Raw genomic sequence first — 14,214 nt, forward strand, 5'->3', positions numbered from 1 at the left:
CAACATTCTATATAAAACAAAAAAACTGAAAGTCAAAGACTTTCAGTTTTTTTAAAATTAGCGTTTGTCTTCAGAAACTCCGATATCATACCAGAACTCTTTCGCATTATGAGACCAGTCCAGACCTGTTACACGTTCGTGTACTGGTAAGACCTCATTTCTGTATAATGATGGAATAACAAAGGCTTGCTCTTTCGCATATGCTTGCCAATCATCAAATGCTTTCTTACGGAAGTCCGCATCAAATGAGTCATTTGAATCAATAGCATCTAGCAATTTGTCATTTTCATCATCAGCAAAACGAGTGTAGTTAAATGCTGAATGACGTCCATATAATCCTGTTGGTGAAGGGTCAGAACCTGTTCCCCAAGCGCCTTGGTAAACATCTACTTCTGGGTCATCGTTCTTCAATTTATCATAGAACGCTTGGAAATCGATTAGACGTCCAGTTGTTAATTCTACATTCAAACCAATATCTTTCCACTCTTGTACGTAGTAGTCAGCTAATGGTTGAGCTGTTTCACCGCCCGACATTGAGGCAAACTTGATAACTAATGGCTCACCGTTTTTATCTTCTACGAAACCGTCACCGTCAGTGTCTTTATAACCCGCATCTGCAAGTAATTTTTTCGCTTTTTCTTTGTCTTGTGTGTATCCTTCTTGTTTATCGTTATGGAAAGTACCAAAGACTGGTGGAATTAATGTTGTCGCATTTGAACGTAAACCATTGTAGAATTTCTCACCTACTTGGTCATTGTTAACTGCGTATCCCATTGCTTGACGAAGGTTTTTATCTGCCATTTTTGATTCTGGATCGTATTTAACTTCTTCAGCGTCTCCATCCCATTTACCTAACTTAAATCCGATATAAGTATAAGCTAATTCTTGACGACCTAACATTTCATAACCATCAACATTTTCATAAGTTGGATAAATATCGGTTGGCATTGAAATCGCGATATCAAATTGTTTTGCTTTTAGTGCTTCAACAATAGATGAAGTCGGTGTTGATTTAAAGGTAATTTTGCTTAGTTTTGGTTTACCTTTATAGTAATGCTCATTTGGTACGTACTCAACAGATTCACCAGGTACAATCTTATTCATAACGTATGGACCAAATGTTACTGGTTTTTTACGAACAGCATCTGATGATTCTAAGTCTTTCACTGGAATATCTTTTAAAACATGTTTTGGTGCTGCGTATGACCAAATACCGCCACCAGCTTGTTGCATACCTGGGTTCATCTCTTTATATTCGATTGTTAATGTTTTATCGTCCACTTTTTTAATACCAGAGATTGAATCAGCACTACCATCGTGATATTCTTCCATTCCGACAATGTTACGGAAGTTACTGTCATAACGAACACCTGTATAGTCTTTATGGCCGATAATTTCATAAGAATACATGATATCATCTGCAACTAATGGTTCTCCGTCTGACCATTTCACATCTTCTTGAATAGTGATTGTTGCTTTTTTATTATCAACATCTAAGTCTAAGGCTGCAATACCATCGTTTGTAATAACAAAGTCTTCATCGGTAGTAAACAAGCTACCATGTGAAGGTCCCATAAAACGTGCATCATAGGCATCTTCATATAGCTCCCATAGGAAAACACCTTTAAATTGAGTATCTGTTACAACAGCGACATCTAATTCGCCACCCTCTTTAGCCTCTTTCGTGTTTGAGACTTTGATAGGAAACTCTAATGTGGCTTTAGAATCTTTTTTAGCTGTTTGCTTAGCATCTTTACTATCTGCTTTTTTGTCGCCACCACCATTACCACATGCCGCTAACGTCAATGCTGCGACTGTTGTTAACGTTAATAGACCGATAACATTTTTCTTCTTCATATTGCTTCCCCCTTAAATTAAAAAATAATGAGATTATTAAAGTTCGATAACAATATGATATAACACATTTCATTTTATTGCAATCTTTTTTCAATAAATATTTTATTTTGTTATATTTAAATGGCTTTAAAGTTAATTTATAAGCGTTTGTAACAAAAAAAGAAGTTTCTCATTAAATGAGAAACTTCTTTTAATCTTATCTTGTTTCAGATGTCACACCGATTTCGTCCCATAGATTATAATTGTTACTTGCCCAATTTAATCCTGTTACACGAGTGCTAACTGGTAACACTTCATTACGGTACAATGTTGGAATAACGAATGCTTGATCAGCAGCATATTCTTGCCACTCATCAAATGCTTTCTTACGGTAGTCAGCATCAAATGATTCATTTGAATCGATTTTCGCTAATAGCTCATCATTTTTCTCATCTGAGAAACGAGAGTAGTTAAAGGCTGAATTACGACCGTATAAGCCAGTTGGTGATGGATCCATACCTGTTCCCCAAGCGCCTTGGAAAACGTCAATTTCAGGATCATCATTTTTCAACTTGTCATAGAATGCTTGGAAGTCAATTAAACGTCCTGTTGATAATTCAACATTTAAACCGATATCTTTCCACTCTTGCACATAGTAGTCAGCTAATGGTTGGGCTGTTTCGCCACCAGCCATAGACGCAAACTTGATAACTAATGGCTCACCGTTTTTATCTTCTACAAAACCGTCACCATCAGTATCTTTATAACCAGCATCTGCTAAAAGTTTTTTCGCTTTTTCTTTATCTTGTGTATAACCTTCTACTTTATCATTATGGAATGATTTAAAGACAGGTGGAATTAGAGAAGTCGCGTTAGAACGTAAACCATGATAGAATTTTTGTCCTACTTGGTCGTTGTTTACTGCATAACCCATCGCTTGACGTAAGTTTTTGTCCGCCATCTTAGCTTCTGGATCAGTTACTACTTCATCTTTATCCGCATCCCATTTACCTAATTTAAATCCTACATAAGTATAAGATAATTGAGGACGTCCTAGCATTTCATAACCTTCGACATCTTGATATGTATCATAGATATCTGTTGGCATTGATAGAACCATATCAAATTGTTTCGCTTTTAAAGCTTCCACAATTGACGCAGTTGGTGTTGAACGTAACACTAACTTGTCCATTTTTGGTTTACCTTTGTAGTAATGCTCATTTGCCACATACTCAACAGATTCACCTGGTGTAATTTTATTCATTACATATGGACCAAATGTTACTGGATTTTTACGAACAGCATCAGAAGATTCTAAATCCTTGATAGCAATGTCTTTTAGGACATGTTTTGGTGCTGCGTATGACCAAATACCACCACCAGCTTGTTGCATACCTGGGTTCATCTCTTTGTAATTGATTTCGATTGTTTTATCATCAATTGCTTTGATACCAGAGATAGTATCTGCTGTCCCTTCATGATATTCATCCATTCCAACAATGTTACGGAAGTTACTATCATAACGAACACCTGTATAGTCTTTATGACCGATGATTTCATATGAATAAATCATATCTTCAGCTTTAACTGGTTCGCCATCTGACCATTTTACATCTTCTTGCAATGTAATTGTTGCTTTTTTGTTATCGACGTCTAAGTCTAGTTTTGCAATACCGTCATCATTAATCACAAAGTCTTCGTCAGTTGCAAATAAGCTACCGTGAGAAGGGCTCATGAATTGGGCATCAAAATTGTCTTCGTATAATTCCCATAAAAAGACGCCTTTAAACTGTGTATCTGTTACAACAGCTACTTCTAAAGTTTGACCATCAATGGCTTCAGCAGTATTGGAAGCTTCTATTGGAAATTCGATAGCCGTTGTGTCGTTTGATGCTTGTTTATTGTCATCTTTTTTGCCACCATTACCACATGCTGCTAGTGTCAGTGTTGCTGCAGTTGCCATCGTTACAACTGCAATAATATTACGTTTTTTCATAGCGTGTGTTTCCCCCTTGTTTTTCTAACCTAAACGTTGTCTTGCATCAGCTGCACGCTTAAATGCTTGTCCAACATAATTTATGCTTAACATCATCACTAAAATTAGGATAGATGCAGGCAACCAAATCCAAAGTTTGTTCGATAAGACATCACCATTCTTCGCATAACCAATCAATGTTCCTAAACTTGGGACATTCGCTGGTAGACCAAATCCTAAGAAAGTTAGCGTTGTTTCAATCCCAATATTAGCTGCGAAGTTCATCGTTAAGTTAGTGATAATCAACGAACTCAAGTTAGGCATTAATTCACGGAACATGACTAAGAAGTCACTTGTTCCAAGTGTCTTAGATGCGCTAACGTAATCTAAACGACCTTCAGAAAGTGTTTTACTACGGAAAAGTCGCGCTTTTCCAGTCCAGTAAAAGGCACTCATAATCGCAATAAATGACCAAACATTATAGCGTGGAATGATGGTCACCACTACAATAATAATCATCATAGTCGGTAAAATCATAATAAAGTCAACAATACGCATTAGCACGTTATCAACCATACCACCATAGTAACCTGAAAGAATCCCTAGACCAACCCCAATAATTGACGTAATAATTGTAATCGAAAATCCGATTAAAATAGAGTTTCTTGCACCAATGAAGAGTTGTCCGAGAACATCACGTCCTCCTTCGTCAGCTCCTAAGTAAAACGTCATATCTTTAGTGTCACTATAAGTACCTGGCTCAGCATATTTATCAAAAATACTAACAAACATCACTTTATCTTGGTCAATCACCATTGACCCAATAAATACTGATAATAAAATTACAATTAATAAACCTAATGAAAACATCGCCAAACGATCTTTTGTGAATTCGCGTGCGATCATTTTTAATCCCATAGGTGGCGTACTTTCTTGAATTGCCACATCTTTTTTAGCTACTTCTGCCATTTCTATCTACCTTCCTTTCTTTTCATTTTGAAATTATTGAATTCTAATTCGTGGATCAACGATACTCATAATAATGTCTGAAAGTAATGTTCCCACTAATGTCGCAATTCCTAAAATCAAAATTAAGGCAGTAATGACAGTATAGTCACGCTGTGTCAAAGCATCGATAAACAATTTACCCATACCTGGATATGCAAAGATAATTTCAATTGTTAATGATCCACCGATTAGTCCTGTAATTTGATAACCTAATTGAGAAGCAATCGGTAATGACGCGTTACGGAAAATATGACGCGTATAGACTTTATTCGTTGGTACCCCTTTTGAGCGGGCTGTTCGAACATAGTCCAACGTCTGTGAGTCAATGACTTCACTTCGTAAGTACTGAATCGTCACTGCTGTTCCAAGTAACGCTTGGGTAATCGCAGGTAAGATAATATGATAAAACTTATCTAACCCGTACTTAAATGTTCCCGGGTCTAATCCTGGTGATACCGAACCTGTTGTTGGGAACCACGCTAAACGGTAACCAAAGATAAATAACGTGATTAACGCAAAGATAAACAATGGTACCGCGAAACTAACATAGTTATATACAACGACGATTTTATCAAACCAAGAATCTTTATAACGACCTGAGAATAATCCTAAAGGTAAAGCAATGATATAAGTTAAAATAACTGTTAATAATGATAACCAAATAGTATTCATTGCTCGTTCACCGATTAAGTCAGCGACAGGTAATTTATATAAATAACTTGAACCAAAATCACCCTGAACGGCGTTTCCAACCCATCTAAAGTACTGTTCGTACCATGGATCATTTAAACCTGCTGCTTCACGTAATGCTTCAATTTGTGATGCTTCCATATTTGGGTTAATTAATCCTGTAAATGGATCTCCCGGCATCGCTTGAGCTAGTAAGAAAATAAACACACTCAAGATGATGACTTGTGGAATCATCAAAATAATCCTTCTTAATATTGTTTTCCACATCGTTTATTTCCCCTCACTTTCATGACTTTTTAAGGCCACATGGTGTGTATCTGATAATTTCTTCAAATCATATACACGGCCATTTTCATCATAATACTCTGAATGTACTTGGCTGTACTCTGCTTCAACTGCTTGACGTTGAATCTTATGTTGTTCACGATTGTCGACGTCAATTTTAGGAATCGCAGACAGCAAGCGACGAGTATAAATATGTTGAGGGTTGTTATAAATATCTTCACGTGTGCCAATTTCAACAAAGCGTCCTTTATTCATAATGGCTAAGTTATCACACATATATTTCACGACCCCTAAGTCATGAGCAATAAATAGATAGCTTAAACCAAACTCTTCTTGAACACGTTTCATAAAGTTTAATACTTGCGCTTGAACAGATAAGTCTAACGCTGAAACCGGCTCATCGGCAATAATTAGTTTTGGGTTTGTTGCAACAGCACGAGCGACCCCAATACGTTGACGCTGTCCACCTGAGAACTCATGCGGATATTTATATAACGCATCGGCTGGCATCCCAACAATATCCAACAAGTTACGAACTTTTTTCTTTTCTTCTTCATCTGATAGACGTTCGAAGTTACGAATAGGTTCTGCAATAATGTCTAATACGCGTTTTTTCGGGTTTAAACTCGACATAGAATCTTGGAAAATCATCTGTACGTCTTTATTATAACCAGACTGTTTACGCGCTCGTTTAGTTGTCACGTCTGTGCCGTTATAGATAATTTGTCCGCTTGTTACTTTTTCTAAACCAATAATCGATTTACCAATCGTTGATTTACCTGAACCTGACTCACCGATTAAACCATAAGTTTGTCCCGGTTCAATAACAAAGTCGACACCGTCAACAGCATATACATAATCTGTTACGCGGTTGAAGAAGCCGCTTCTAATTGGATAATGCACTTTTAAATCTTTAATTGTCAATAATTCACTCATTACGCTTCTCCTCCCTCGTCTCTAAAGTAAAAATGCTCATGACACGTACAACGCACAAAATGCTCTGGTTCTACTTCATGCAAGACAGGATTTTCTTCATGTGCTTCTTCAGGAATCCATGGAATACGCGCAGCAAAACGACACCCTGTACGAGGCATGTTAGCTAATGAAGGAACAATTCCTTCAATAACGTGTAATTCTTCATCTGGATTATCTTCTTGAGGAATAGAATTCAATAATGAACGGGTGTAAGGATGACGTGGATTTTCAAAAAGTGCTTTAACCGGTGCTTGTTCGACAATTTGACCACCATACATGACGGCAACGCGGTCAGCCATTTCGGCAACAACAGCTAAGTCATGCGTGATTAAAATGATACCTGCTTTGGTTTCTTCTTGTAAATCTTTTAATAAATCAAGGATTTGTGCTTGAATCGTTACATCTAAAGCGGTTGTAGGCTCATCTGCAATAATAATTGGCGGCTTACAAGATATCGCAATAGCGATAACGACACGCTGTCTCATCCCCCCGGATAGTTCATGTGGATATTGCTGTGCAACACGTTCAGGATTGACAATCCCAACTTGCCCAAGCAATTCAATCGCACGTGCTTGTCGCTGTTCTTTTGTTAAATCAGTATGATAATAAAGTGCTTCTGCGATTTGGTCCCCAATACGCATTAATGGGTTTAAAGCAGATAGTGGATCTTGGAAAACCATCCCAATATCATTTCCACGAATTTGGTTATATAAAGTTTCGTTAAACTCTAATATATTCAAATTCTTATAAATGACATCTCCTGTGATTTTAGTATTGATCGGATTATGGAGTCCCATAATGGTCGTTGCTAGTGTACTCTTGCCACAACCAGACTCTCCAACTATCGCTAAAATTTCATTTTCATCCAATGTTAAAGATACATCATCTACGGCATCGTAAAAGGTGTCTTTAATCCGGAAAGCTGTATGTAAATTTTGTATCTCTAATAATACGTCCCCAGTACTCAAATTGGATACCCCTTTCTTCTTTGACTCTTTCTGTGTTGAATAGTTTGGTACCAATCGCCACTCAAGAGAAACTAATATTCTTTTTTTCTTTTAATAATCTTCCTAATATTTAATGATTATACTCAAAACTCACACTTTTTTCAATCTTTTCATAGGATTCACTCAGATAATTCTTAAAAAACAGTAAAATAGGGCTAAATATTAAAAAAAATCACAGGTAATTGTTATCATATTCTCACAATCACCTGTTATTTTTTATAAATGTGTCGTAATATAATCAACAGCCGCACCAACTGTTTCTATTTTTTCGGCATCTTCATCAGATATTTCTGTACCAAACTCATCTTCAAGCTCTAAAACAAATTCCATAATTTTAATAGAATCAGCTTCTAAATCATCTTTGATACTTAAACTTTCTGTAATCTGATCTTCTTCAATATCAAAATGCTTTAAAATAATCGCTTTTACTTTTGCTAAAACTTCTTCTCTTGACAAGTTTTGTCACCTCCAGTGCTCGTTTTTACGTGATCACTACTATTTTACTTATTATTTTCTCATTTGTCTATACTTTTTAACTACTCTTCTGATGTGGTCTGTGAAACCGCCATTAATTCATCAATGACATGTGATTGCAACATCTTACGAATTTGTCTGATAGTATAAAAGACAGCATCCGGGCCAGTTGAACCATGCGTTTTAACAACGGGCGCTTTTAAGCCTGCTAAAACGGCACCACCATAAGTAGAGTAATCCATTTTAGTCTTCAAGCCTTTAAGCGTGTCTTTCAATAATACAGCACCTAATTTTCCCATTAATCCAGACTCCATGATTGAAGATTTCAACACATTCGTAAAAGCCACACCCGTTCCTTCGATAGATTTCAAAACGGCATTGCCGGTGTAGCCATCTGCGACTACAACATCAGCAACTCCTTGCAACAAGTCGCGCGCTTCCACGTTACCGATAAAGTGAATATATGGATTTTCTTTCAGCAATTCAAAAGCTGCTTTTGTCAGTTCATTTCCTTTCGTTTCTTCAGTCCCATTATTAAGTAATCCCACACGTGGGGACTCAATTTGACGAACGGATTTAGCGTATTGAGACGCTAGCGTTGCAAAGTCATTTAAATGTTCCGGTTTATTATCCGCATTGGCTCCTAAATCAATAAAATCAAAGCCCAGTGCCTCTTCATCAAATGTTGGCAACGTCGCCATTAATCCAGGACGTTCGATAAATGGCATTCGTCCTACTATGAATAGTCCTGCTGCTAGTAATGCCCCAGTATTCCCAGCCGAAAACATTGCATCGGCTTCCTTTTCTTTTACAGCTTTAGCTGCAAGCACCATTGACGCTTCTTTTTTTCGTCTAATCGCTCTTACCGGTTCATCTTCACTCTTTATTTTCTCTAATGTATGGACAATTTGAATACGACTCTCATCTTTTAAATGCTCGCGTATGGCTTTTTCATCACCATATAAAAGAAAGGTTACATCTTCAAACTCATCACGCGCTTGCATGACGCCTTCAACAATAGCTTTTGGGGCATGGTCGCCTCCCATTGCATCAACGGCTATTTTCATAGACTCTTCACTCCTGACCTTATTTCAATTTTAACTTTGGACTGTCAATTGCGTTTGTAACGACAATAAACGTTGCCATTCTGATTTTTCTTGCCAATCTGGTTCTTGCCAAATCATACGCGCATCAGAACGTGCTTCTTCCATTATAACACTGTCACTGACAATGTCTCCAATTTTAAAAATAGGCATACCTGATTGCTTGACACCGAAAAAGTCGCCCGGACCTCTCATCTCTAAATCTTTTTGACTTAAAACAAAACCGTCATTTGTTTCCGTCATAATTTGCATACGTGCCTGTCCTGTTTCATTTTTAGGGTTTGAGACTAATAGACAATACGACGCTGCATCGCCACGTCCAACACGGCCACGCAATTGATGAAGCTGTGCTAAACCAAAACGCTCCGCATCCATAATCATCATGACTGTTGCATTAGGGACGTTTACGCCAACTTCTACGACCGTCGTCGAAACTAGCACTTGGACTTGATTCTCATTAAACGCATTCATCACTAGTTCTTTTTCATCGGGCGTCATCTTTCCATGTAGCAACCCGACCTCATACTCATTTTGATAATACCTTTTTATCGTTTCATAAATTTCCGTCGCATTCTTAAGATCCATTGCCTCAGATTCTTCAATCAATGGACAAATAACATAGGCTTGACGGTTCTTCCCTAACTCTGTTCTCAGCCACTCATACGCTGTTGGTAATTGTGCGGGCTTCAACCATCTCGTCGTAATCGGTTTACGTCCTGCGGGTAACTCATCTATAATCGAAACATCCAGCTCACCAAAAGCTGTAATCGCCAAAGTACGTGGAATAGGTGTCGCCGTCATGACGAGCTGGTTCGTATGCTCTCCTTTATTCAGTAACGCTTGACGTTGATTAACCCCAAAACGATGCTGTTCGTCAATAATCCCAAGACCTAATCGTTGAAACAACACATTCTCTTGAATGAGTGCATGAGTTCCAATAATAACGTCAAGTTCTCCATTAGCCAACTCATCCAAAATTTCTTGTTTCCTTTTAGTCTTAGTCGAACCCGTCAGTAATCCGAGTCGCACGTCTGTCTGGCTGAAAAGTTCATTTAAGCTTTGGAAATGCTGTTCAGCTAGTATTTCAGTCGGTACCATGAGCGCTCCCTGAAAGCCTGCCGTATACGTCGCAAAAAGCGCAATAGCTGCCACGACCGTTTTCCCACTTCCAACATCCCCTTGTAACAGACGGTTCATTTTAAATGGTAGTAATAGATCACGACAAATCTCATTGGTCACTCTTTTTTGGGCTGTCGTTAATTCAAATGGTAACGTAGCAATATATTCTTTCAATCGAGATACATCGTATTCGATAGGCAAGCTTTTATCGCCTGCCTTCTCTTTAAATCGCCACCCTTCCAATTTAAACTGAAAGCTAAAAAACTCTTCGTAGACTAAACGTTTTCTCGCTGCATCATTAGATTCCAAGCTCTCCGGAAAATGAATTTGTCTAATTGCTTCTGCACGCGGTATTAATTGATGACGTGTTAGCAAACTATCCGGCAACGTTTCGACTAATAATCCTTCATACTTCTCTAAGGCTTGTTCGATAAATTTAACTAATGCTGACTGTTTGACTTGTTTATTCACATGATAAACAGGGGCATAATCGTCTTCACTACTTCTTTTAATTATTTTAATCCCTGTCAATGCTTGACGCTTGGCATCCCATTTCCCAAAAACAGCTAAATCTTCTCCTTGCGTCACTTGTTTAGCTAAGTATGGCTGATTAAAAAAAGTAACTGAAATCGCCGCATTTTCTTGCATCATACGAAAATTCAAACGATTTTTACGATACCCATAATAAGAAACGACCGGCTCAGATAAGACCAACCCTTCTATCACGACTTGTTCTTGGTCTTGTATCTCTCGTATACTTTTTACATTAAAATCTTGATAACGGAAGGGATAGTACGTTAATAAATCTTCAATCGTCTGGATGCCTAATGTTTCAAGATTTTCCTTCATTTTAGGCCCTACGCCATCTAACACTGATACCGAATCAAGTAATTCCATTAGCGACTCCCTCCTTTTTACTTCTAATAATAAATAGGCCAGGACCCTGTCCTGACCTGTTTATCGTAATCAATTTTTATTCAACTGAAAATAAATATGGATATACGGGTTGTCCACCTTCATGGATTTCCACTTCAATATCGTCATTTAATTCTGTTAAAGCTTCTTCTAGACGCTCTGCTTCTTCATTTGAGCCATCTTCGCCAATCATGATGGTCACAATCTCAGATTCGTCATCTAGCATTTGTTTAATTGTTTCAAAAGCGGCTTCAAAACGGTCTGGTAAAGAAACGACAATCTTATTTTCTACCATACCGATAAAGTCATCTTTTTTAATCGCCAAGCCATCAATCGTTGTATCACGAACAGCATTAGTTAACTGACCGCTTTTCACTTCATCTAGCATGTCTGTCATCGTTTCTTTATTTTCTTCTAAAGAAACTTGATCATTAAAGCCAAGCATTGCAGTCATTCCTTGTGAAATCGTTTTGGCAGGTATAACTACTGCTGGAACTTCGCTTACTTCTGCTGCTTGATCAGCTGCCATGAAAATATTCTTATTGTTTGGTAAAATAATCACTTTTTCAGCATGAACTTCTTCAATCGCTTTTACAATGTCTTCCGTACTTGGATTCATTGTTTGTCCACCACTGATTACATAATGAGCACCTAAACTCTTAAATAATTCTTGCAAGCCTTCACCTGCCGCAATAGCAATCACACCGTACGGACGACGTTCTTTTTTCACAGGTGTTTCTTTTTCTGCTTCTAAGAGTGTATCATGTTGCAAGCGCATGTTATCGACTTTAATTTTTATCAATGAGCCAAATTTTTGACCATAATTCATGACTTCACCCGGATGCTCCGTATGAACATGAACTTTAATGACTTCATCATCAGCTACAACTAACAATGAATCTCCTAATTCATTTAAATAGTTTCTAAACGTATCATAGTCAAACTCACTATCAACAGTTTCACCTTCACCGATTTTCACCATGATTTCAGTACAGTAACCGTACTTAATATCTTCTGATGCCACATGGCTCGCCACGCTACGATGATGCTCAGCATTGACCATTTCAGTCATCTCCGCTAAGCTCGGTTGATAAACTGGCGTTTCTGATACTTTTCCTGATAACACTTCTAAAAAGCCTTCGTAAATGAAGAGTAAACCTTGGCCACCACTATCAACGACACCGACTTCTTTTAAAACCGGTAGTAAATCTGGTGTTTTGGCTAATGATTTTTTAGCACCTGTCACAACAGCATCCATTACTTCCACACAATTATCAGTCGTGTCGGCTTTTTTCATTCCAGCACGAGCACTTTCACGGGCCACTGTTAAAATAGTTCCTTCTACAGGCTTCATCACTGCTTTATAAGCTGTTTCAACACCATTAGCAAAAGCCTTCGCTAGATGTTTGGCATCAAGTTCTTCTTGCTCTTGAATCTCTTTTCCAAAACCGCGGAATAATTGTGATAAAATAACGCCCGAGTTTCCACGTGCTCCCATAAGTAACCCTTTAGATAATGCTTGAGCTAGCTCTCCTACGTGTTCTGATGTAGATGACGTCACAGCTTTAGCACCGCTTGTCATTGATAAGTTCATATTTGTACCCGTATCTCCATCTGGCACTGGAAACACATTGAGTGAGTTCACATACTCTGCATTTTGATCTAGACGTGTCGCACCAGCTTGTACCATTGCTTGAAACTGCCGACTATTGATTTTTTTTATATCCACGAAACTTAATCCTCCTTAGTATTCTCTCATTCAACGATCTTTTTTAGTCTGGCAGAACGCGTACATCTTGTACGAAGACATTGACAGAATTTGCCGTAACACCTAACATCGTTTCTAAATTATAACGCACTTTTTCTTGAACGTTGCGACACACTTCTGAGATTTTTGTACCGTAACTAATAATCGTATAGACATCGACGGCTACGCCATTCTCTTCTTGACGCACAACGACTCCTCGTGCATAATTTTCTTTTTTCAAAATTTCATTTAAATTATCTTTTATTTGATTTTTACTTGCCATCCCAACTATGCCATAAATATCTGTAGTAGCGCCACCTACGACCGTAGCGATGACATCATTACTTATTTCAATTGTTCCTGAAGCTGTTTTAATTTTTACTGCCATTTAAATCGATCCTCCTTAGACCAAAATAGCCCATATTCTTCCCTATATTTTATCATAGCAATCACGTTTTTTAAAGGTATATCCTTTTTTATTCTTTTTTTGAAAAAATGCTTCTACTTTTTCCGTTGTTTTTTCCTTTCAAAGATAAAATATTGCTTGCATTCCCCTGTGTATTATGATAAATTATTCTAGTATGAGCGCCTTAAACCGCTCCAATCGCAAAGCAAAGGAGGAAGAAACATGGCTAAAGAATGTTATATCACTGGGCGTAAAGCAAGAACTGGTAACACACGTTCTCACGCAATGAACGCATCTAAACGTACTTGGAAAGCTAACCTACAAAAAGTAAGAATTTTAGTAGATGGCAAACCAAAGAAGGTATGGGTTTCAACTCGTGCTTTGAAATCAGGTAAAGTTGAGCGCGTTTAATTCCGAAAAACTTAAATTAACCTTTAAAAGAGGATAGCAGCGACTAAATTACGGTTTAGTCAGTGCTATCCTCTTTTTAAGGCTCTATAATTTAAAGGACTGATGAATCAAAAAATTGATTCATCAGCCCTTTTTCAATTTTCTTAATTTTAGGTATTAAAAAGCATACCGTTCTCCTATATGATTAATTTACGACAAAAAACCAAACGGGAGGCGATATGCTCATGTCTAATGATATCAAAAAATTACTACGAATCATAGAG

At 37.6% G+C, this 14,214-nt stretch carries 12 protein-coding genes; 1 reads left to right on the forward strand and 11 read right to left on the reverse strand.

Going from position 1 to position 14,214, the window contains the following annotated elements:
* Nucleotides 1-57: 57 nt before the first annotated feature.
* The 11 genes from CBF33_RS07725 to CBF33_RS07775 form a co-directional block, all read right to left on the reverse strand.
* Nucleotides 58-1,857, reverse strand: coding sequence for an oligopeptide ABC transporter substrate-binding protein (locus tag CBF33_RS07725; RefSeq protein WP_126763092.1), 1,800 nt, complete (start codon nt 1,855-1,857; stop codon nt 58-60).
* Nucleotides 1,858-2,053: 196 nt separating this feature from the next.
* Nucleotides 2,054-3,832: an oligopeptide ABC transporter substrate-binding protein gene (locus CBF33_RS07730; RefSeq protein WP_126763094.1), complete on the reverse strand. Its 1,779-nt coding sequence runs from the start codon at nt 3,830-3,832 to the stop codon at nt 2,054-2,056.
* Between the two features lie 24 nt (nt 3,833-3,856).
* The gene (locus CBF33_RS07735; RefSeq protein ID WP_023606110.1) at nt 3,857-4,780 is read right to left on the reverse strand and encodes an ABC transporter permease; all 924 of its coding nucleotides are present in this window, start codon (nt 4,778-4,780) and stop codon (nt 3,857-3,859) included.
* 33 nt (nt 4,781-4,813) lie between these two features.
* Nucleotides 4,814-5,776, reverse strand: a complete 963-nt coding sequence (gene opp4B, locus CBF33_RS07740) for an oligopeptide ABC transporter permease (protein WP_126763098.1) — start codon at nt 5,774-5,776, stop codon at nt 4,814-4,816.
* 3 nt (nt 5,777-5,779) lie between these two features.
* On the reverse strand, nt 5,780-6,730 hold the full coding sequence (locus CBF33_RS07745; protein WP_126763100.1) for an ATP-binding cassette domain-containing protein: 951 nt from the start codon (nt 6,728-6,730) through the stop codon (nt 5,780-5,782).
* Complete coding sequence (locus tag CBF33_RS07750; protein WP_038100540.1) at nt 6,730-7,737, reverse strand: ABC transporter ATP-binding protein; 1,008 nt, start codon at nt 7,735-7,737, stop codon at nt 6,730-6,732. Before CBF33_RS07750 ends, CBF33_RS07745 begins: the two co-directional genes overlap by 1 nt.
* A gap of 255 nt (nt 7,738-7,992) precedes the next feature.
* Complete coding sequence (gene acpP, locus CBF33_RS07755; protein ID WP_126763103.1) at nt 7,993-8,232, reverse strand: acyl carrier protein; 240 nt, start codon at nt 8,230-8,232, stop codon at nt 7,993-7,995.
* Nucleotides 8,233-8,312: 80 nt separating this feature from the next.
* Nucleotides 8,313-9,317, reverse strand: coding sequence for a phosphate acyltransferase PlsX (gene plsX, locus CBF33_RS07760; protein ID WP_126763106.1), 1,005 nt, complete (start codon nt 9,315-9,317; stop codon nt 8,313-8,315).
* 30 nt (nt 9,318-9,347) lie between these two features.
* Complete coding sequence (gene recG, locus CBF33_RS07765; protein WP_126763108.1) at nt 9,348-11,369, reverse strand: ATP-dependent DNA helicase RecG; 2,022 nt, start codon at nt 11,367-11,369, stop codon at nt 9,348-9,350.
* Nucleotides 11,370-11,445: 76 nt separating this feature from the next.
* Nucleotides 11,446-13,116, reverse strand: coding sequence for a DAK2 domain-containing protein (locus CBF33_RS07770; protein ID WP_126763110.1), 1,671 nt, complete (start codon nt 13,114-13,116; stop codon nt 11,446-11,448).
* A 43-nt stretch (nt 13,117-13,159) separates the two neighbouring features.
* Nucleotides 13,160-13,522, reverse strand: coding sequence for an Asp23/Gls24 family envelope stress response protein (locus CBF33_RS07775; protein ID WP_023606102.1), 363 nt, complete (start codon nt 13,520-13,522; stop codon nt 13,160-13,162).
* Between the two features lie 240 nt (nt 13,523-13,762).
* Here CBF33_RS07775 and rpmB point away from each other — a divergent pair, with 240 nt between their 5' ends.
* Nucleotides 13,763-13,951, forward strand: a complete 189-nt coding sequence (gene rpmB, locus CBF33_RS07780) for a 50S ribosomal protein L28 (RefSeq protein WP_023606101.1) — start codon at nt 13,763-13,765, stop codon at nt 13,949-13,951.
* Nucleotides 13,952-14,214 lie beyond the last annotated feature (263 nt).

This window comes from Vagococcus lutrae, from assembly GCF_003987555.1.
Classification (GTDB): Bacteria; Bacillota; Bacilli; order Lactobacillales; family Vagococcaceae; genus Vagococcus_A; species Vagococcus_A lutrae.

Bases quoted from the DNA above. Each gene is read 5' to 3' on its own strand.
- CBF33_RS07730 (WP_126763094.1), bottom strand. From the start codon at position 3,832: ATGAAAAAACGTAATATTATTGCAGTTGTAACGATGGCAACTGCAGCA.
- recG (WP_126763108.1), bottom strand. From the start codon at position 11,369: ATGGAATTACTTGATTCGGTATCAGTGTTAGATGGCGTAGGGCCTAAA.
- CBF33_RS07775 (WP_023606102.1), bottom strand. From the start codon at position 13,522: ATGGCAGTAAAAATTAAAACAGCTTCAGGAACAATTGAAATAAGTAAT.
- CBF33_RS07725 (WP_126763092.1), bottom strand. From the start codon at position 1,857: ATGAAGAAGAAAAATGTTATCGGTCTATTAACGTTAACAACAGTCGCA.
- opp4B (WP_126763098.1), bottom strand. From the start codon at position 5,776: ATGTGGAAAACAATATTAAGAAGGATTATTTTGATGATTCCACAAGTC.
- plsX (WP_126763106.1), bottom strand. From the start codon at position 9,317: ATGAAAATAGCCGTTGATGCAATGGGAGGCGACCATGCCCCAAAAGCT.
- CBF33_RS07735 (WP_023606110.1), bottom strand. From the start codon at position 4,780: ATGGCAGAAGTAGCTAAAAAAGATGTGGCAATTCAAGAAAGTACGCCA.
- CBF33_RS07745 (WP_126763100.1), bottom strand. From the start codon at position 6,730: ATGAGTGAATTATTGACAATTAAAGATTTAAAAGTGCATTATCCAATT.
- rpmB (WP_023606101.1), top strand. From the start codon at position 13,763: ATGGCTAAAGAATGTTATATCACTGGGCGTAAAGCAAGAACTGGTAAC.